Source organism: Deltaproteobacteria bacterium (assembly GCA_019309045.1).
Classification (GTDB): Bacteria; Desulfobacterota; Syntrophobacteria; order BM002; family BM002; genus JAFDGZ01.
On record JAFDGZ010000014.1, the window covers coordinates 1 to 19913 of the forward strand.

Genomic DNA, 19913 nt, shown 5'->3' on the forward strand with positions numbered 1-19913 from the left:
GCTATACTCGCACGGATGCGGACACACCCGACCCAATACCCCGGGCAGCGGCAAACGCTCCATGATCAACTGCACCGCCTCCACATACTTGCCCTGGCCTATCAACTGCACATATCCCTGCACATTCACCCCCGCAGGACAACTCACTACACACGGCGCCCGATCCTTCTTGTCTATACAAAAGGTAGAGGGAATGGCCTGAGGATAGTGGCGATAGATAGCCTTTCTGCAATTCAGTCCTTGATTGAAATCTGCCGCCACATCCACAGGGCAGACAGCGGCGCATTCTCCGCAGCCGGTACAGCGATCCTCATCCACATAGCGAGGCTGCTTAACCACTTCCACCTTGAAGTTACCCGGCTCACCGCTTATGGATTGCACGGTTGTGCGGCTGAGGATCTTGATGTTGGGGTGGGTTGCCACTTCCAACAGCTTGGGAGATATCATGCAGGTGGAACAATCGTTGGTGGGAAAGGTCTTGTCGAGTTTTGCCATGTTGCCGCCAATGCTGCTGTCTTGTTCTAACAGGTAGACTAGAAAACCCGCATTGGCAATGTCTAGAGAGGCCTGCATACCAGCAATGCCACCGCCAACCACCATGGCAGCCCCGATTGGCTTGCTGCTTACAGTTTTTTCTTTGTTATTGGCGGAATAATCTTCTGTTTTTTCCATCTGTTCTGCCGCTATCTGTTCCAGGTTACAGGAGTTTAGCTCTGGCGAGTAGGGGTTGCGGGTCCACCATGTGCCTTGCGAGCCAGAATCCGACCTCACGCAGTCCCATTGCCAGCCCCATGAGTTCAGTAAAGTAGAATATTGGCAGGTAGTAGGAAGCTCCGAACAGCCGTCCTATGTGTTCCTGGTACATATCCAGGTTGGCCTGGCACATCTGACAGGAGACCACGATGCAATTGGCGCCGGCGCGGAGCGCCCGCTGATAAAGTCGGTGAACTAGCTGAAACACAATATCGGGTCGAGCTACTGCATGGCTCGCTCCGCAGCAGTCAGTCTTGTGAGGCCAGTCTATAACCCTGGCCCCTAGAGTTGTGAGCAAGACATCCATGTTTTGTGGATTTTCGGGCTGCGCTGCGTCAGTGACTTTGGGTGGACGATTGGCTACACAGCCGTAATAGCATACGGGTTCCAGGCCAATGAGGGGAGCTGTCACTCGGGCGCGGATCTCTGGCAGCATCCAAGGCTGCGCGAAAAAGTCCAGCAGATCCCACACTTTGATTTTTCCTGTAAAGCTGAAGTCACTTCGCGGCATTTTCCCTTGGAGGAAAGCCTTTTCGGCCGTTTTCAAGCGGTTGAAACAGAGAGCGCAAGGAACTACCAGATCCAAGCCCGCCTGTTCCGCAATGACAAGATTGCGCCCTGGCAGAATGAGAGCTGCAACATCGTCGATGCTATGGGCTGCGGTAGCGCCGCAACAGTTCCAATCCTCCAGTTCCTGCAGGTGGATTTCCAGCTTTGCAGCCACACTTTCCAGAGACTCCCGGTAGTCTCTTGCTGTGCCTTCAAGAGAACAGCCCGGGTAGTAACTGACTTTCATCGGCAATTTCCTCACTGGCCGCTATTTCAAGAGGGATTCGATCTCCTGTCTGGCTGCCACCGAGTGTGGCCGCAGTGGGAGGCGGCCTTTTCTAAGGAGCTTGAGAGCAAGATTGGTATCGCGCCACCAGGAACCGTCTGCCAATTTCGACCACCACTGGCCGCTTACCAGTAGATAGCGAAACAGTATGCCGGCCTCGAACACCCGGCCATGCCTGGCAATCTCATCCATGAAAACCCTGTGAAAACGATAGGTGAGTGAGTCGCGCAAGACCACCTTCTCTTTGAGGGCGCGCTGCTTCAAATAATCCATTAGACCGGCGATATCTATCTCGTTAGGACACCTGGTGGTGCACGTTTCACATGCTGCACAGATCCAGATGGTGCTGCTGCCCAGAGCCAAATCTTTCAAGCCGAGGTGGATGAAACGGATAATTTGATCCGGTGGATAGTCCATGGCAAAGGTCACCGGGCAGCCATTGCTGCATTTACGGCACTGAAAGCAGGCAGAGGCTTTAATGCCGCTCTCGTGTTCCACCTCTGGCAGAAAGTCAAAGTCCGGCTCCAGAAAGTTAGTTTGTCCAGTATTCACACGCAAGCCTCACTGAAACTGCTGCTTATGAAATGACCGAGGCAACGACCTGCACAACAATATTAAAAATAAAAAGAGAATAGATCGCCCAGAAAGCCCCTGTTGTGCAATCATGATCTTCCTATTACCCTGCGAGTTTTAATCCATCTCTCGACAACACCTGAGAGGTTCACAAACTGCTATCCGCGAACTCCTCACGTATGCCTGCAGAAAGTGCGATGCGCAAGAATCTTCACAGCCAGGGCATGCAACGGTACTGTTACACAGCCTGTAGTCTCCAGGGCAGCCCGCACCAGCAGGGAGCTATATTAACAAGTTAAACTTTACTTGACAATATATTCTCCCTCTTGATGTGAACTTTTTCTTTTACAGTGAGGCATGCATCTGGAGTGCACCTAGCCATACTCGGTTGCAGTAATAGCAGCAGTAAAAAAATTTGTGTTTGCAAAAAGGAACAAGTTAAAATGATTATAAGGAGGGATTTTGTGGTCCTGCCAAAATTGGAGGTGAAGATGGTTCTTACACTGAGACCTGTCACCGCCCAGGATTTTGAGCTTTTCTGTTCCCTTAGATGTGAGACAGACCTCACACCGGTCAAAGAAAAGGATTATGCTCTCTGGTTTATCAAAGTGCTGAGACGCAAGAGCGACTGGATAGCGGAAGCGGACGGCAAACCCGTGGGTTTGATCAGTTTGGATAGGGCTAACTGGATCCACATCGCGGTCCTGCCGGAACACAGGAAAAAGGGATACGGCGAAAAGATGTTGAACATGGTTCCGGTGAAAGGTGTGGTGTGGGCCTTGATTCCCAACACCAACGTGGTGGCTCTGCAGCTGTTCTTGAAGGCTGGATACTCTCGCTATGAGTTTTCTGGCAATTATGTAATTATGCAAAGAAAGTATTAACTATTTCATCCGTTACTCAGACAAAGCTGGGAGGAGCGCGCTGTCGCTACCAGCAAAGATTCGCAGAGGGGATATGGATGGCCAAGATACTGGTATTGGATGATGTTGCAGATGCGGTCAATGCAATTACAAGGATCTTGACCAAAAAAGGACATGCAGTAGCCGGCTTCACCGAAGAAGACGATGCTTTTACCTATGCCCAGGAGCACAAGGTGGACCTTGCCATACTGGATGTTAAATTAAAGAAAATGTCGGGGGTGCAAGCATTGCAGAAGTTGAAAAAGATGCAGCCAGACATCAAAGCGATCATGCTCACCGGTTACCCGGGCCTAGATACCGCCGCCCAGTCTTTTGAGTCGGGTGCTCATGAATATTGTGTGAAGCCAATAGACAGAGACGAACTGGAAATGAAAGTCTCTGTGGTCCTGGCGGGGCTGAAAAACAGAGAGGATGTTGGGGACTGAAAGGCTATCGATCTGCAACACCTGAACCTACTTCCGTGCCTATCTCGGGCTCCAAGGCTATAGGCAGGTGAATAGTAAAAACTGTTCCAGGACCTCTCTTGCCGATTTCTTTTCCTTTAAAGATCTCGAGCCATTCAGCAGACAGGGGACTCTCTACTTCAATGTAGCCACCATGTTGCTTGACCACCCCGAAGCTCACCGACAGGCCCAGCCCCGTACCTTTACCCACCGCCTTAGTGGAGAAAAACGGCTCAAAAACTTTGGTCCTTATTCCAGCCGGAATACCTTCACCGGTATCAAGGAAGCAGATCACTATTTCTCCTGAATCTCGGTTGAATCTGGTCCTTATGCCGATGGCGCCATCAGTGCCAATGGCATCATGGGCATTATTGAGCATATTGATGTATACTTGCTTTAGTTTTTCACTATCTGCAGATATAAGGGGAAGATCTTCTGCAAACTCTCTTACTATATAGATCCGATCCATGTTGAGGGAGTGTTCCATTACTGCCAGCACTTCTTCAATGGTCAGATTGATATCGGTAGAATCGACCGCAGCTTCACTGCGCCTTGAAAACTCCAGAAGATCCGCAACGATCTTAGCACAGATCTTGGTTTGTTTTTCAATTGTTTTCAGGTCTTCAAGCGGTTCACTCCCTTCAGGAAAATCGTCTGCCAGGAGTTGAGCATGGGCTAGAATAATACCTAGGGGGGTATTTATTTCATGGGCTACACCTGCTGCGAGTTGTCCAACAGTAGTCATCTTCTGTGACTCTATCAAGGCTTCGGTTGCTCTACGCAGCTCTGTCACATCCCTGACAATTCCTTCGCAGCCGTCGAATTTCCCTGAATCGTCCAGCATAGCATTGGCAGTGATGAGTGTATCCAGGATACTGCCATCTCTAGTTTTGAACCTGGCCTCGTAATCTTTGACAAACCCCTGCTCTTCAAGAATTTTGCGGAAGGTTGTGGCCTCGGCCACATCAAGGAAAATATCTTCCAGGGTCAAGGAGTGCCGATTTTGAGAAGAATTCAAGCCCAGCATTTGCAGGCCGCTGGGGTTGATGTCTGTAAGCCTGCCATCCTTACGAGCTATGAAGATCATGTCTTTCAAGTCTTCGATGAGTTTCTTGTATTTTCTCTCGGATTTAACGAGTTCTTCTGTTCTCTCCTTCACCATTGTTTCCAGGTTCTCGTTCAAATTATTGATCACTTGGCACTGGTGTTCGAGTTCCTTGTGGGCCCTAGCCAGTTGCTCATAAGATTCTTCCAGCCTTTGCCTCATCTCAACTCTTGCAGTAATGTCCGAGAAAATGCCGCTCACGTGGTCAATTTTCCCCTTTTCATCCAAGACTATTCGACTTCTTTCTCGAATCCAGCGAATATCACCGTCAATTGTTCGTATTCTATACTCCCGCAGGTATATCTTGCCATTCTTGAGCGCTCGTTTAAATCTATCTCTCATGGGGGCGATATCTTCTGGCACAACAATATCCGACCATTTCAATTTTCTGCTGTTGAAGTCCTCCATTGGGTAGCCGCTGAGTTCTTCGATCTTATTGTCCAAAAAATCAACAGACCAATCCTCATATCCTTTAAAAACCACAGATGGTATAGTGCTGAGCAACATGCGATAGTTTGCCTCGGACTGGGCCAGTGACTGTTCCATCTGTTTGCGTTCGGTAATATCTTTGAAATTTTCCACAATACCAAGTACTTCACCTCGTTCATTCTTGAAGGGTGTCGCGGTCAGAATACATTGGATCTTCTTGCCATCGAGCCGCTGTTTTTCAATCTCGATCTCTATGCGGCGTTCACCTAGCAAGATTCGTCTCAGAGGGCATTTGGCCGTGTGGCAGAGGGAGCCTGCGAAAACCTCGTAACACTTGCTGTCGAGGCACTTTTTCTCTCCCTGTCCTACCAGAGCAGCAAAAGTGTCATTGACCCTAAGCACGTTGAAGTCTTTGTCGACCACTCGCATGCCATCTGCCGCGGTCTGAAAGATTTGTTCCAGTTCTATTTTGGTCCTGACCATTTCTGCCTGGACCTGTTTGGTTTCAGTGACATCAAAGAATATACCATGCAGTTGCCGAGGTTCACCTGCCTCGCCACTGATTATAGTGCCTCTGTCTTGAATCCATCTTACCTGGCCTCGTCTATCTCTTATCCTGTATTCTCGTACATAAGGTCTATTTTCATTCAAAGCGGCCCTGGTGGCACTTTTTACCGCCTCCATGTCGGCCGCTATGATCAGATCGGACCACTTCATCCGGCGAGAATTGAATACTTCTTTGGGATATCCTGTCAACGCCTCGATCTTGTTGTCGAAAAAGTCAACGTGCCAATCTCTGTAACCGCGGTAAAGGATGCCGGGAATATTGTCCAATAATCGCTCATAGTCGACAAGTGCCTCTCGCAAAGCTTCTTCTACGAGCTTCGACCTGGATGCTTCACTCTTTAGTCTTTGGATATGATGCTCGAGCTCTTTGATTTTTTCTTCCGGTTTGCTGTCGGTTTTATTCTTCATACCGATTTAACCCCGTAAGCTTGTCCAATCTGGACAATCATTCCAGAATTCGACAATATTCGCGCTCTATTGCTTTTCGGTTGCTTGCCGTTGACAGTAGAAGCAATCAGCGAGTTGGCGGCGGTTCTGCCACTTCGTGCAGAGGAGACCTCTTGTCAGTATTGAACCCGGGGCGGAAACGGAAGTGGTCGTCCACTATGTCGTTGATCTTTTTGTAAAGTGTTCTGAGGGGGATATCGGCCGGGCAAGCTTCTTCACAGAGCCCACAGTCCACACAGCGGCCGATCATGTGAAGCGCTCGCACCAGATGGAACATGGGAAATTCTGGCGGAATTTCACCACGAGACACCACGTCTTCACTCTCGAGTGCACATTCATTGCAAAAACACATAGGACAAATGTTGCGACAACCATAACATTTGATGCATTTTTCAAATTGTTCCAGCCAGGAAAACAACCTTTCAGGAGGACTGAGTTTTTCCAGAGGTGAACCTTGAAATTCCACGGTCTCGGTGGCTTCTCCTTCGAGCCATTTCTCAGGATATGGCTGTGCACATTGACATGCTTTTGCCAAACTTGACGGACAGGCTACTCCTAAGGTAATTATCTGTTCATCTGCTATCTGGTTCCAGGCTAACAGCGCTTTGAGAGCCCGCTCGTCGCAGCCCCTCACCAGGACACCAAAGCGGCTATTTGGCTTTGCCTGCAGGAGAGTTTGCACTATTTTCAACAAAGGGTAACGGGCTCTGCCTGGACCTGATTCATCGCCAATAACAAGGTGCTCCACCTCGTCTGCTTGCACGAAAAGATGGGGCCCCACGTGCGCGCCATCCTGTTTGAGTGCCAGAAATCCCTCTATTTTTCCGGTTGCCAGAAGATCGCGAACAGCCCTTTTTATTTCTTCATGCATGTGGCTGGCCCTCCGTTGAATGACTCTGACTTGTTCTAGAGCTGAACTGTGGCCGATTTTGCTGCAGCAGGTGAGAAAGCGGACCAAGTGAGCGAATCTCTTCAATAAAGCGGGTCATTTCCTGGACATATCTGGATGCTTCTGCCGATGATACCCAGACCACCTGCAGTCGTTGTGGTTCTATCCCCAGATAACTCAGCAGGTCCTTCAGGACCGTCACCCGTCTCGCCGTGAGGTAATTACCATACTGGTAATGACAATCTCCGAAATGTCAGCCTCCCACAAAAATCCCGTCTGCGCCATTTTGCAGTGCCTTGAGGATATTTTCAAAAGACACTGAGGAGGAGCACATTACTCGAATAACTCTAACCTCCGGGGGGTACTGCAGACGGCTGACTCCTGCCAAGTCTGCCCCCGCGTAGGCGCACCAGTTGCAGAGAAAAGCGAGTACTTTGGGGTGAAATTGTTCCATGAGCCATTCCCTCCAGATCAAGACAAAGCAGCCATTACCTGCGTGTTCAGCTGCCTGCGAGTAAAACCCATTAACCGAGCGCTTCCAGAAGGGCAGGCTGCAGCACAGGAGCCGCAACCTTTGCAAAGGGCACGGTTTACCTCTGAGATATGCAGGACATCGTTAAAAGTGATGGCCCCATAAGGGCAGACCTCTATGCATCCCATACATCCCGCACAGGTTTCAGGGTTGATCGTTGCAGTCAAGCCGCTGGTCAGCCAGACCTCTTTTGCCAAGACTCCCATGGCTCTCGCTACCGTAGCCATGGCCTGCGTCAGTGATTCCTCGATGGACTTGGGATAGTGAGCCAGACCGCAGACGAAGATGCCCTCACTGGCAAAATCCACCGGCCGCAGCTTGGCGTGGGCTTCCATAAAAAAACCCTCTTCATTGAGTGGAATTTTCAACATCCTGGCGAGTTCCTCCCCGGCTGCCGGCTCAATGGCGCTGGCCAGGTTGACAAAATCAGGGTGTATGACAAAAGAACGCCCCAATACCTGATCAAAGATTTCCACTTCCAGGTCTCCGGCTGCTGTCATTCGCACTTGGGGTTTGTTCTCCAGGTCATAACGGCTAAAAAGAATGCCCTTGCGCCGGGCTTCCTGGTAGAGACCTTCCCTGAAACCATAGGTGCGCAGATCTCTATAAAGAATATAGAGATCGATTTCAGGGTTGAGCTCTTTGATCTTCAGAGCAGTCTGCACACTATGGCTGCAGCATATGCGGCTGCAGTAAGGATGATCAGGCTGGCGCGACCCCACACACTGAATAAAGACACCGCATCGGCCATCAGTGAGAAGAGGATCACGGCCGGCAATGCGCTCATGGAGTTCGTGCCACAGGAATATTGCCGGGTGGCTGCCATAGAGATATTCTTTTGGCTGATAGGCAGCTCCTCCGGTTGCCAGGATGACCACACCATGATCTACGGTGATGGTTTCACGTTTTGCGCCATTATCAACTAGAGTAGAACGAAAACTGCCGACAAAGCCACTGCAATAAACTAGTTCACTGTTCAGATGGATAGTAATCAGAGGGTGTTCTTCCACTTGTTGAATCATCTGCCGCAAAAAGGGCTGCACCTCTTTGCCCTCCCAGGTCCAATGAATCATGGCAGCCTGCCCCCCTAGTGCTCCCGACTTCTCCGCCAGGTGCACGTGATATCCAGCTCGAGCGATTGCCAGGGCTGCGTGCATGCCGGCAAGTCCACCACCAACCACTAGGGCCACGGGCGTAATAGGGATCTTTTCCTCCCTCAAGGGTTCCAATAAACTGGCCTTGGCCACAGCCATTCGCACCAGATCCTTGGCCTTGTCGGTGGCAGCATCGGGATCATTTTGGTGCACCCAGGAATCCTGGTCTCGGATGTTTGCCATCTCAAAGAGATATCTGTTCAGACCGGCAGCCTTCAGTGTTTCCTGAAAAAGAGACTCATGGGTGCGTGGCGAGCACGACGCTACCACTACGCGGTTGAGATCGCGCTCTACAATGACCTGCCGCAGTTGTTCCTGGGCATCCTGAGAGCAGGAAAAGAGGTTTTCCTGGACATATACTACATGGGGAAGGGTCCTGGCGTACGCTGCCACCTCTGGCACGCGCACCACACTGCCGATATTGACGCCACAGTTGCAGACAAACACGCCGATGCGGGGCTTCTGGGAGGAAACGTCCCGCTCCTCAGGATAAGTTCTTGCCCGCACCAGAGTGCCTCGAGCCGGAGCAAGTGCAGTGGAGGCGGCACAGGCCGCAGCACTGGCCTCGATCACAGAGGAGGGAATGTCTTTAGGCTCCTGGAAGATGCCGCATACGAAGATGCCAGCTTGTGAAGTTGCCACGGGCTTCAATGAACTGGTGGCACAGAAGCCATAGCTATTGAGGTCTACTCCCAGTTTCTCAGCAAGAGAAATCACCCCTGCAGGAGGACGAGTGCCTACAGAGAGAATCAGCAAGTCGAAAACCTCTTCATGCAGTGTGCCTGCCTCGTCCACATAAGTGATGAGCAAGTTCTTGCTCTGTCGCTCCTGCTCAACGGAATGAACACGGGAGCGAATGAAGCGTATGCCGTGCTCTTGCCGGGCCCTCTGATAATATTTTTCAAAATCTTTGCCGTGGGTCCGCATGTCCATGAAAAAGATGGCCGCATCCAGATGCTGGCGAGCATGCTCTTTGGCAATGACCGCCTGCTTTATGGCGTACATGCAGCAAACGCCAGAGCAGTAAGGGTTGTCACCTTGATTGATGTTCCTGGAGCCCACGCATTGCAGCCAGGCGATGCTTCTCGGTTCATCGAGATCATAAGGACGCATGAGATGGCCTTTATAAGGCCCGCCGGCACTCAAGACTCGTTCGAACTCCATGCTGGTGATCACATTGGGGAAATGAGCATAGTTGTACGTATCAAAGGCTGTGGGTTTGAAGAACTCGCTGCCCGGTGCCAGGACAATGGCACCCACACTGATGCAGCTTTCCCTTGTTTGATCACTGTAGCGGATGGCTTTGGCTAGACAGATTTTTTCACACAAACCGCAGCCTATACAGCTTTCACGGTCAATGGCGTAAGAGAGTGGCACAGCCTGGGGCAGTTTGATATAGGCAGCTTTACGGTGACTCAACCCCTCATTGAACTCGCTGACTGCAGTAACAGGGCAGTGATCCTTGCACAAACCGCAGCCTGTACAACGATCAGGGTCAACATATCGAGGTCGATGGCTAAGGGTGACAGAGAAATTTCCCGCCTTGCCGGAGATGTTGGCGACCTCGGTTAGGGTGAGCAAGTCGATGTTGAGATGGCGGCCGACCTCGACCAGCTTGGGCGAGATAATTCACATGGCGCACTCGTTTGTGGGAAAGGTCTTGTCCAACTGGGACATAAGGCCGCCGATGGCAGGTCCTTTTTCCACCAGATAGACTTTGTAACCGCAATCGGCCAGATCCAGGGCAGCCTGCATACCGGCAATGCCCCCGCCCACCACCATGACCGAGCCCACCATGGTTGCTTCACCTTTTGCTGCCATTGTCTCTACCTCTCTTTTACAGGGTGCTCTGGGTCTACAAGTTTCTGATCTACTCGGATATTAAATCAAGACTGGCGTCAAGGAACCTGGCCTCTCAACAGCCGGCAAATGTGGGAGTTCTTCCCCTATAGCCGTGCAGTACAACCTGGCCCTGATTCTCCATCTCCACTAACAGAGTGGCGACATTTTGAACGCCGAGTCTGGTACGGCTGTCAATCTCCCGGACCGATAGCGGACCTTGTTGCAGGCTGGTCCGAATCAAGCTTTTCTTGAATTCATTGCAGAAAGTTTCCCGGATCAGGGTTTTGTAATCTTGCAGTTGAACTTTTTCTCCGTAGACATTCTGTTGTTGGGTAAGTTGATGCTGCATTCCCAGAAGCCAGCGTACAGTTTCACACTCCAGAGTGCTGTAGACTGCCTCGAGCGTGCTCTTATGGCGATCCGCATCAAAAGGGCCGAGGTTCGTGAGCACGAGATCGGTCAACTCCCTCACAGTTTCTGCAAAACGTTGTCCTTCAGCTGACGAGATCCACCGCAATTGGAGACGTTCCCGGCCAATTCCAGCACAGTCAAGCAGTTCCTGGGTTGCCTGCATCTTTATTTCCGCGTGTTGATTACCATCCAGGTAATGACACTCGCCAGGATGTCACCCGGAGACCAAGACAGCGTCGCAACCTGCTTGCAGTGCCTTTACGATGAAAATGGGGTCAACCCGGCCCGAACACATGGTGCGGATGACCCGGATGCCGGGAGGATACTGCAGGCGGGAGACCCCTGCCAGATCGGCGCCGGCATAGGCGCACCAGTTGCAGAGAAATGCCAAGATCTTGGGTTTGAAACTGTTGCTCATTTTGTTTCTCCTGGACAAGAGCATCTGTGGGTTGCACGGGACAGTTGTCCTGCTATACTGCGGCTATAATTGCCATCAGCTGGCTGTCTCTGAAATGGAGCATGTCAATGGCTTTCTCTGGACAGGAGGAAGCACAGAGACCGCAGCCCTTGCAGGACGCCGCGATGTTTACAGCCCGAAACCCCACCCCGGCAATTTCCTCGAGCTCCATCGCGCCGAAAGGACAAAGCGTCTGACACAAACCGCAGCCAATGCACTTTTCCTGATCAATCGAGGAGACAATAGGCTCAACAGTGACGAATTGCTTGGCAAGAATAGTGGCTGCCCTGGCTGCTGCAGCTTGGGCCTGGGCGATGCTCTCCTCCAGCGGTTTGGGGTAATGGGCCATCCCACAGAGAAACACACCATCAGTGGCAAAATCCACTGGTCTCAGCTTCATGTGAGCTTCCAGAAAAAACTTGTCATTATTGAGCGGCACCTTGAATAGTTGCGCCACCCTTTCATGGTCCTCAGGATAGATTGCTGTGGCCAGGTTGAGGAAATCTGCCTCGATAGTAACAGGCAGCCCCAGGACATGATCGGTAACCGTGATCCGCAAAAATTTGCCGCCATCGGGGCCTGTTGCTTCTTGCACCACTGGTTTATTTTCCAGCTGATAGCGAACGAAGATCACTCCCTGTTTTCTGGCCTCAGTATAGAGATCTTCCCGCGGGCCATAGGTGCGCAGGTCACGATAGAGTACGAACACCTGCAGTTCAGGTTTCATTTCCTTGAGTTTGATTGCCATCTGCACGGAATGAGTACAGCAGATCTTGGAACAGTAAGGTCTGGCCGGTTCCCGAGAACCAACGCACTGGATAAAGGCTGCTGCCTTGGCCTGCTGGACCATTTCGGGGTTATTGCTAATGGCGGCTTCCAGTTCGTGCCAGCAGAAAACGAGATCACTTTTCTTATAAAGATATTCGTCCGGTTCGAGCGCCCTGGCTCCCGTGGCAATAATGGCTACCCCATGGTCAATCTTTCTGTTTCCGTGTGGGGTAACTATGGTGCTCAAGAAATTGCCTACGAAGCCTTTTACCTCAATGATCTCAGCAGAAGTGAATACCTCGATTTTCGGATGCGATTGTACTTGGTACACCAGATTAGCAACAAAAGAAGAAACATCTTCACCCTTCCAGGTGGTTCTCATCTGCAGGGCGTGCCCGCCAAGTTGCTCTTTTTTCTCCACAAGGTAGCTCTTGAACCCCTGTTCGGCCAGGCTGAGGGCAGAGGTCATGCCGGCAACACCTCCACCAATTACCAGGGCGCTGGGTGTAATGGCAACCAGTTCTTCTTGCAGGGGCTCCAGCAGCGCCGCCCGGGCCACTGCCATGCGCACCAGATCCTTGGCCTTTTCGGTGGCAGCATCCGGATCATCCTGGTGCACCCAAGAGTTCTGGTCGCGGATGTTCGTCATCTCGAGGAGAAAGGGGTTGAGGCCGGCCGTCTTGAGAGTTTCTTGGAAGAGGGGTTCATGGGTCCGGGGTGAACAAGCAGCCACCACCACCCGATTGAGTCTTTTGTCAATGATTACCTGGCGCAGCTGCTCCTGGACATCCTGGGAGCAGGAAAAGAGGTTTTCCTCCACGTGGATCACATGGGCAAGACTGGCGGCATAGTTTACTACCTCAGCGACTCGCACTACTCTCCCGATGTTGACGCCGCAGTTGCATACAAATACCCCTATTCTGGGTGGCCTTGCCGCAACATCCTGTTCCTCTGGAAAGGATTTTTCCTGAACCAGGCTGCCTCGAGCCGACGCCAGTGCAGTAGAGGCGGCACAGGCAGCAGCGCTGGCCTCAGTTACCGAGGAGGGGATATCCCTGGGCCCCAGAAAGGAACCACAAGCGTATATTCCAGGCATTGAGGTGCTGACCGGAGTAAAGGAACTGGTTACGGCAAAATGATAGTTGTCTAGAGCAATTCCCAACTTGTCAGCCAGTTTCCTAGCTGAGGTCGAGGTTTCCAGCCCCACGGAGAGCACCACCATATCAAAGCTCTCTTCATGGAGTCCACCTCGGTCGTCCACATAAGTAATGAGCAGGTCGTCGCTGCCGGGCTTCTGGGCAACGCTGTGGATCCGACTGCGAATGAAGCGCACACCATGCTCTTGACGGGCTTGTTCAAAGTACCTGTCGAAGTCCTTGCCGTAAGTGCGCATGTCCATGAAAAATATGGTGGTGTCGAGATGTGTTGCACTGTGTTCTTTGGCGACAATCGCCTGCTTGACTGCGTACATACAGCAAACTGCCGAGCAGTAGCCATTGCTGCAGCGGTGCATGTCTCTTGAACCCACGCACTGGAGCCAGGCAATGCGGTTTGGTTCCTGGTGATCCGAGGGGCGTACCAGCTGACCATGGAAAGGACCCGAGGCACAGAGGATTCGTTCTAGCTCCAGACTGGTCAAAACATTCCGATGGTCATTGTAACCGTGGATATTGGCTATGGCTGGATTGAAGACGGTGGAACCTGTGGCCAATATTATGGCTCCGGCCCGCAGGGTGAACTGCTGCTCCTGCTCTTGGAAATTGATAGCGCCATTGGGGCAGAATTTTTCACAGGCTCGACACTTGCCTTTTTTGACAAAATAGAGGCAAGTTTTGGGGTCTATGACGTATTTGAGTGGTACAGCTTGAGGATACTGCAGATAAATTGCTTTGTGCCGGCTCAAACCCGCGTCGTACTCACTGGTTACCTTTTTGGGACACTTTTCAGCGCACAGGCCGCAGGCCACACATTTTGCCTGATCCACATAGCGGGGAAGCTGCCTGAGTGTAATGGCAAAATTTCCCACTTTGCCAGAAACAGACTCAACTTCTGCGAGAGTGAACAGCTCTATGTTCAGATGACGGCCGACCTCGACCAGTTTGGGCGACAGAATTCACATGGAGCACTCATTTGTGGGGAAAGTCTTGTCGAGTCTGGCCATCAGTCCACCGATTGCCGGACCTTGCTCTACTAGAAAAACCTTGAATCCAGAGTTTGCCAGATCTAGGGCAGCTTGTATTCCAGAGATGCCCCCTCCAACAATCAGTACTGAGCCATAGATTGAAGAAAAGGTGGTAGGTTGCATGGTGCACTCCTGGCTGTTTCTTCATGAGGTTTAGCGGGGGTATACTTGAACGCCATGGTCAGCCCCTAATTGTCAGCGTTTCCGGGTGATGTATTCTGGTCAGGTGGTGCTGATGGGATGTTGAGCAGGAACTCAGAAGGAGAAGAGGGGCTATTAGCAGCCGTCTAGTAGCGAACAGTCAGCAGAACCGCAAGCTGCAGCAGGCAGAGCTGGAGGTTGTACTCAAGTCGACAACACTTGCTGCAAGAAGCTGATTGACATCGTAGGCTCATAATATATAAAGTCACCTGCCAGTGTCAAGAATGCTAGCACAGGTTTGATTCAGCCCATTTGCTATCAGTGGCTGTAAGGTGAGGCGCGTATCGCTGATTTACCTGTGTCGCACCGCTTTTGCTTTGCGACCACCGGCGGATAACTCGACTATTTTCTCCCTGGGCCGGGACAATTCAGCTCAAAATCTGTCTTACTTTTTCTTCTAGTTTCCGACGATCGATGGGTTTTATGCAGTAGTCATCCGCACCAAGCTCCGCACTTTCAGCTGCAGTCTCATGAGTGGGATATCCTGTCAACATGATCACTTTTAGATCTGGACGTATCTGCTTCATTTGATTTAGGACGTGAACACCGCTTTGCTTCCGGAGCTTTATGTCCAAAATAGCGAGATCGACAGGTTCTGAGCGCACGTAATCGATAGCCTCGTCTTCGTCTGTGAAGCCCACGGTCTGGTATCCTTTCTTGTTCAGAATTTTCTGGATAGCCTTGACCGCCTCCCAAACATCATCCAGGACTAAAATCGTTGCCACAATGCCCTCCTTCTACAAAGTTTTTCCTGTCACCCTTATGTTGTCTCGAGTTGAGCGATGCGGTATTGGAGAAGCCGGGCGAATTCATAGAAACGACCCGTAGTAATTGGTTGTCAGGCAGGTCTCAGAAGCTCTGCTAGCAGATGTCCATTGCAGCGCGCTAGAATGGTGCTCCAGCAGGAACCGAGAAAGTTTTCTGCATCCTTTTCCGAAAGATCGCTCAGTCTGGTGACCTTAATCTATCACCATGAAACGGTTGTCTGCAAGGGGGACAGCTGTTGAAATGGATCAACGCCATTCAGATGGCTTGGGCTGCTTGCAGAGAGAGACAGAGAGCATTCCATTGACATAGCTGGGAGGAACACTTAAGATTTAACCTCATGGACGATATACGTGAAGCAGTATCTGACAAAATGATGGACGTTGAATCGAGGGCTTTTTATGCTGAAGAAAAAAGGCTACACAATAGCTTTTGCTGGTAAAGGTGGCACTGGCAAGACTACCCTTGCCGGGCTCATGGTGCGCTTCCTCAAGGAGCACGACATGGTGCCCATACTTGCAGTTGATGCAGATTCCAATACCAATTTCAACGAGGTGCTGGGTCTCACTGTGGAGGAAACCCTGGGACATGCCCGCGAGCAAATGCGCAAAGACGTTCCCGTGGGTATAACCAAGGACATGTGGATGGAGATGAAGGTAGAACAGTCCCTGGTAGAGGCCAACGGCTTTGATCTCATCGCCATGGGCCAGCCTGAGGGGCCCGGGTGCTACTGCGCTGCCAACAATCTGTTGAGCAGATTCATAGATCGCCTGGTGAGCAACTATGCCTATCTGGTTGTGGACAACGAAGCCGGCATGGAGCATTTCAGTCGGCTCACTACCAAGGACATCGATCTGCTCATGGTGGTCTCCGACCCCAGTCGCCGAGGCGTGCTGTCTGCCATGCGGATCTTCGAATTGGTTGACGGACTGACCCTGCGGGTGGGTCGAAAGTTTCTGCTGATCAACCAGTATCGTAATGGGCTGCCACCTCTCGTTGCTGAACAGATTCAGACTCTGGGCCACGAGGCAGTGATGACGGTACCGGAAGACGATCTTATTCGGCAATTCGATCTGGAAGGCAAACCTACAGTGCAACTGCCGCCTGAATCCGCGGCCTGGCAGGCGGCAAAAGAGATCTATGCCAAACTGCTTTTATAGTCTGCATGTTTCACTAGGCATGCAGGGGCGGGCCGGCGACTGCTGACAACGAAAGGATGTACTTCTAGATTGACAGCGCAAGACTGCAGGTGAGATGCATGCATTGTTACCATAAGAACCAAAGAGCATGAAGGAGCGGCAGAATGCGAGTCAAAATTCAGAGGGCGATTCTCAGTGTCACTGACAAATCAGGTCTGGTGCCTTTTGCCAGATCTCTAGGTGAGATGGCTGTGGAAATTCTTTCTACTGGCGGTACTGCCAGGCAGTTGCGTGAGGGAGGCATAGAGGTTCGCGACATTTCAGATTTTACTGGCTTCCCAGAGATGCTGGACGGCAGGGTCAAGACGCTGCATCCTAAGGTACACGCCGGCATCCTGGCTCAGCGGGACAACCCGGCTCACATGCAAACCATGGCCGAGCATGATTTGCACCCTATCGACATGGTGGTCGTTAATCTGTACGCCTTTGAAAAGGCCGTAGCTCGGCAAGGTTGTACTCTGGAGGAAGCCGTAGAGAACATTGACATTGGCGGCCCCACCCTGCTCAGGGCTGCAGCCAAGAACTATCGACACGTGGCAGTGGTGGTGGATCCAGCTGACTATGACGGCATTATTGCAGAAATGAGAGCAAATGACGGCGCCCTAAGCTTGGAGAGCCGTTTCAAACTGGCCAAAAAGGTATTTCGGCTCACTCATGAATATGATGGGGCCATTAGCAGATATTTGGAGAAGGTGCAGCCGGATATCCCCTGACAGGGGCAGCGCTAGTCGGCCTCTCCATCCGCGTGACCGCTGGGTAATTTGGTATCATAAGGGAAAGAATGCCTCATATTTGATGTAATGCAAGCAAATCAACTAATTATCAAGCGTTTTGTTTACTAGATGGGAGGTTCCTTCCGTCAGATGCTCGACGGCTTTTCTGGTGATTTCTCTGTATCTCCTTGATTTTTCTGAATTTCTATATTTTGTTCTGTCCGGCATGGTGTTTGCTCCTCACCCAGAAAGGGCAGTGCTGCTATCTTGGCAAGCAGGGGTTTGGGTGATTGATGGAACCTCTGGCCTGCCCCTGGTTCGACCACGACATGCCGGCGTGCTGGCATCCCGTCGAGTTTGTTGCCAGAGTCGGGGAGGAGGATACTTATGCAAGGTGAGCCGATTATTTTGGACAAAAGAGAAAAGCGGAGACTGGCGGCACAGTTTCCAGATCTTTGCCTCACTTGTGGCACCTGCGCCGGTGGTTGTCCGGTAACCGGAGTGGACGGTATGGATATGCGTAAAGCGGTGCGCATGGTATTGCTCGGCTTGGAACAGGAATTGATCGATTCCCGGTTTCCATGGATATGTACTCTGTGCGGCCGCTGTGAGGCAGCATGTCCCATGAACATCGATTTGCTGAAGATGATGCGTTCAGCGCGCAGCCATCGAGAACGAGACAAGGTGCCAGGAGTACTGCACAAGGGCGTGGAACAGTGCCTCAAATCTGGCAACAACGTGGGCATTCCCAAGGAAGATTATCTGTTTCTGCTGGAGGATCTGGCAGCGGAGCTGGCCGAAGAACTGCCGGGCTTCACCATACCCATTGACAAGAAAGGGGCCAGAATCCTGGTGACCATCAACTCCAAGGAGCCCTTTGCCGAACCTGAGGACATGTTTTTCTGGTGGAAAATCTTTTACGCAGCCAAGGAGTCCTGGACTGTTCCCTCGGAAAACTGGGAAGGCGTCAACTGGGGGCTTTTTACTGGTGATGACGATTCCATGCGCGAGGTGGTCCGCAGAATTGTGGAGAACTACAAGAAGCTGGAGTGCGAGTATTTACTGTTGCCGGAGTGAGGCCACGCCTACTTTGCGACCAGGCTTGGTCTGCAACAATGGTTTGTTGATGAAGGCGTCAAGTTCCTCTCCGTGCACGACCTGTTGAAGGAGTACCTGGAGACTGGCCGGATCAAGGTGGACAAGTCCAAACACCCGGAGCTTGCCAGCTATCATGACCCCTGCAATTATGGACGCAAGAGCGAGCGCACCTTTGGGCACGGCTACTATGAGGAGCCCAGGTGGATTACCCAGCAGTGCGTAGAGTCCTTCGTTGACATGGAGCCCAGCCGGGCCAACAACTTCTGCTGCGGGGCCGGCGGCGGCGCCTGGGCCATGCCCTATGCTGAGGAGCGCATCTATTACGGTCGGGTAAAGGCCAAGCAGATCCAAGATAGTGGAGCGAAGCTACTGGTGGCTCCGTGCCACAACTGCCGCGACCAGATTATGAAGAGTCTGCGCAAAGAGTATGACATGATGGATCTGGAGGTGAAGTATCTCTGGGAACTGGTGGCAGATTCACTGGTGATCGACCAGGTCGAATCCAGCAGTGGGTAGCGACACAAAGGGGCTCTCCAGTCTTTTAAAGCCTCTGGGCTAATCAGCTGATTTGCCCAGAGGCTTTTTTGTCGCTGTTCACGTCTTTTTCTGGCGCGGCGGCAAGGAAGGCTTTTCGAAACAGCGCTCGATCAGCTGGAGTGCCCTTGCCAGATTCTCCTCGGGCACGATTGCCGAGATTGTGGAAACTGCACAACTCATGGCCAATATGGGAATATGAGCCTGCTCCAGTACGTCTGCCACAGCCTTGGCAATGCCATGGCGGTCGCCAAAGTGTGGCCCATGGAGTGAAAAGCCGCCAACGGGGCCATGGTGAGTCCAGGAGCCTTCCGGTATCTCTTCTAAAAAAATATGCTGCTGCTCTGCTGATCTTGCTCCCTCGAAACAGCAAACACTCAAGAGCACTTCCGCCGAAATGGGCAGGGCCACCACAAAAGGCAGTCGGTATCTGCTGCCGTCCAGAGAGGCGAGCACAGTGGCGAAACTGCTTATCTCAACCGCCGGCACAAATGCGCTCCAGAGATCCAGCTCGCGCCGGGCCACCACGCCATAAATCCTTATTACCTGCTCCTGATAGCGGGCGACGATTTCCTCGAGTCGGTCCTGTTGACCATCATAAGCAGCATGCCAATCGGCCGGTGATCTGTAGCTGGGAAAGTGGAAGGGCCGGAAAAGGGAAGCAATGGCAAGTTCACTGTGCTCTCTTGGAATTATGATGGACATGGCAGAAGGTGAACTGGCTAGGCCGCGAACAGGTATCCCTTGCGCTGTCACCGTGTTGAGCAGGGTACCGGTAATGCTTGGTTCATTGTTGTGCGGGAATATGGAAAGAGTGCAAACGTCCTCGGACAGGGCAACACGGGAAAACTGCTCGCCCAGGAGGCTGGCGCTGGCAGCTCCTGCGCTGCCTTCAGTACAGAAAGCAGCACTCCGCCATTTGTATTCATGGAGGCAGACATAGGTCAGGAGGGTCAAGTTGATCTTGCTTTCTGCCAGAGGAGAACAGACAGCCCCCACAGTGCACGGCTCGGCTGTGGGCAACAGCGCAGCCACCTGAGCTCCTCTTTGCAGAAGCTTGAAGCCCCCCAGTTTGATTGTCTCCATAACCACG

At 51.8% G+C, this 19913-nt stretch carries 16 protein-coding genes; 5 read left to right on the top strand and 11 right to left on the bottom strand.

Annotated elements, in window-relative coordinates; genetic code table 11:
• The 3 genes from JRI89_04735 to JRI89_04745 form a co-directional block, all read right to left on the bottom strand.
• On the bottom strand, positions 1 to 672 hold a 672-nt coding region (locus tag JRI89_04735), incomplete at its 3' end, for an FAD-dependent oxidoreductase (protein MBW2070542.1).
• Positions 673 to 697: 25 nt separating this feature from the next.
• A complete protein-coding gene (locus tag JRI89_04740) occupies positions 698 to 1549 on the bottom strand; it encodes a CoB--CoM heterodisulfide reductase iron-sulfur subunit B family protein (GenBank protein ID MBW2070543.1) in 852 nt (283 codons plus the stop codon).
• Between the two features lie 21 nt (positions 1550 to 1570).
• A complete protein-coding gene (locus JRI89_04745; protein ID MBW2070544.1) occupies positions 1571 to 2116 on the bottom strand; it encodes a 4Fe-4S dicluster domain-containing protein in 546 nt (181 codons plus the stop codon).
• Positions 2117 to 2604: 488 nt separating this feature from the next.
• Between JRI89_04745 and JRI89_04750 the strand changes: the two genes are divergently transcribed.
• The gene (locus JRI89_04750; GenBank protein ID MBW2070545.1) at positions 2605 to 3045 is read left to right on the top strand and encodes a GNAT family N-acetyltransferase; all 441 of its coding nucleotides are present in this window, start codon (positions 2605 to 2607) and stop codon (positions 3043 to 3045) included.
• A 77-nt stretch (positions 3046 to 3122) separates the two neighbouring features.
• Positions 3123 to 3509, top strand: a complete 387-nt coding sequence (locus JRI89_04755) for a response regulator (GenBank protein MBW2070546.1) — start codon at positions 3123 to 3125, stop codon at positions 3507 to 3509.
• Between the two features lie 4 nt (positions 3510 to 3513).
• On the opposite strand, the gene JRI89_04760 is transcribed toward JRI89_04755, so the two are convergent.
• From JRI89_04760 to JRI89_04790, 7 genes are all read right to left on the bottom strand, one after another.
• Positions 3514 to 6036 carry a PAS domain S-box protein gene (locus tag JRI89_04760; protein MBW2070547.1) on the bottom strand — a complete coding sequence of 841 codons (2523 nt, stop codon included), beginning with the start codon at positions 6034 to 6036 and terminating at the stop codon, positions 3514 to 3516.
• A 106-nt stretch (positions 6037 to 6142) separates the two neighbouring features.
• A complete protein-coding gene (locus tag JRI89_04765) occupies positions 6143 to 6946 on the bottom strand; it encodes a 4Fe-4S dicluster domain-containing protein (GenBank protein ID MBW2070548.1) in 804 nt (267 codons plus the stop codon).
• The gene (locus tag JRI89_04770) at positions 6939 to 7418 is read right to left on the bottom strand and encodes a hydrogenase iron-sulfur subunit (protein MBW2070549.1); all 480 of its coding nucleotides are present in this window, start codon (positions 7416 to 7418) and stop codon (positions 6939 to 6941) included. Before JRI89_04770 ends, JRI89_04765 begins: the two co-directional genes overlap by 8 nt.
• Before the next feature lie 17 nt (positions 7419 to 7435).
• Positions 7436 to 10471: a CoB--CoM heterodisulfide reductase iron-sulfur subunit A family protein gene (locus tag JRI89_04775; GenBank protein ID MBW2070550.1), complete on the bottom strand. Its 3036-nt coding sequence runs from the start codon at positions 10469 to 10471 to the stop codon at positions 7436 to 7438.
• 94 nt (positions 10472 to 10565) lie between these two features.
• Positions 10566 to 11321, bottom strand: coding sequence for a hydrogenase iron-sulfur subunit (locus JRI89_04780; protein ID MBW2070551.1), 756 nt, complete (start codon positions 11319 to 11321; stop codon positions 10566 to 10568).
• A gap of 52 nt (positions 11322 to 11373) precedes the next feature.
• A complete protein-coding gene (locus JRI89_04785) occupies positions 11374 to 14433 on the bottom strand; it encodes a CoB--CoM heterodisulfide reductase iron-sulfur subunit A family protein (GenBank protein MBW2070552.1) in 3060 nt (1019 codons plus the stop codon).
• Positions 14434 to 14879: 446 nt separating this feature from the next.
• Complete coding sequence (locus tag JRI89_04790; protein ID MBW2070553.1) at positions 14880 to 15236, bottom strand: response regulator; 357 nt, start codon at positions 15234 to 15236, stop codon at positions 14880 to 14882.
• Positions 15237 to 15677: 441 nt separating this feature from the next.
• Here JRI89_04790 and JRI89_04795 point away from each other — a divergent pair, with 441 nt between their 5' ends.
• The 3 genes from JRI89_04795 (at position 15678) to JRI89_04805 (ending at position 18802) form a co-directional block, all read left to right on the top strand.
• On the top strand, positions 15678 to 16436 hold the full coding sequence (locus JRI89_04795; protein ID MBW2070554.1) for an AAA family ATPase: 759 nt from the start codon (positions 15678 to 15680) through the stop codon (positions 16434 to 16436).
• A gap of 143 nt (positions 16437 to 16579) precedes the next feature.
• A complete protein-coding gene (locus JRI89_04800; protein ID MBW2070555.1) occupies positions 16580 to 17188 on the top strand; it encodes an IMP cyclohydrolase in 609 nt (202 codons plus the stop codon).
• A 387-nt stretch (positions 17189 to 17575) separates the two neighbouring features.
• Positions 17576 to 18802, top strand: a complete 1227-nt coding sequence (locus tag JRI89_04805) for a (Fe-S)-binding protein (protein ID MBW2070556.1) — start codon at positions 17576 to 17578, stop codon at positions 18800 to 18802.
• A 78-nt stretch (positions 18803 to 18880) separates the two neighbouring features.
• Here JRI89_04805 and JRI89_04810 read toward each other — a convergent pair whose 3' ends face one another.
• Positions 18881 to 19906 carry an ACT domain-containing protein gene (locus tag JRI89_04810; GenBank protein ID MBW2070557.1) on the bottom strand — a complete coding sequence of 342 codons (1026 nt, stop codon included), beginning with the start codon at positions 19904 to 19906 and terminating at the stop codon, positions 18881 to 18883.
• Between the last annotated feature and the right edge of the window lie 7 nt (positions 19907 to 19913).

Excerpts from the sequence above, each read along its gene's own strand:
- JRI89_04755 (MBW2070546.1), top strand. The coding sequence starts at position 3,123 with ATGGCCAAGATACTGGTATTGGATGATGTTGCAGATGCGGTCAATGCA.
- JRI89_04810 (MBW2070557.1), bottom strand. The coding sequence starts at position 19,906 with ATGGAGACAATCAAACTGGGGGGCTTCAAGCTTCTGCAAAGAGGAGCT.
- JRI89_04740 (MBW2070543.1), bottom strand. The coding sequence starts at position 1,549 with ATGAAAGTCAGTTACTACCCGGGCTGTTCTCTTGAAGGCACAGCAAGA.
- JRI89_04795 (MBW2070554.1), top strand. The coding sequence starts at position 15,678 with ATGCTGAAGAAAAAAGGCTACACAATAGCTTTTGCTGGTAAAGGTGGC.
- JRI89_04750 (MBW2070545.1), top strand. The coding sequence starts at position 2,605 with ATGATTATAAGGAGGGATTTTGTGGTCCTGCCAAAATTGGAGGTGAAG.
- JRI89_04800 (MBW2070555.1), top strand. The coding sequence starts at position 16,580 with ATGCGAGTCAAAATTCAGAGGGCGATTCTCAGTGTCACTGACAAATCA.
- JRI89_04765 (MBW2070548.1), bottom strand. The coding sequence starts at position 6,946 with ATGCATGAAGAAATAAAAAGGGCTGTTCGCGATCTTCTGGCAACCGGA.
- JRI89_04760 (MBW2070547.1), bottom strand. The coding sequence starts at position 6,036 with ATGAAGAATAAAACCGACAGCAAACCGGAAGAAAAAATCAAAGAGCTC.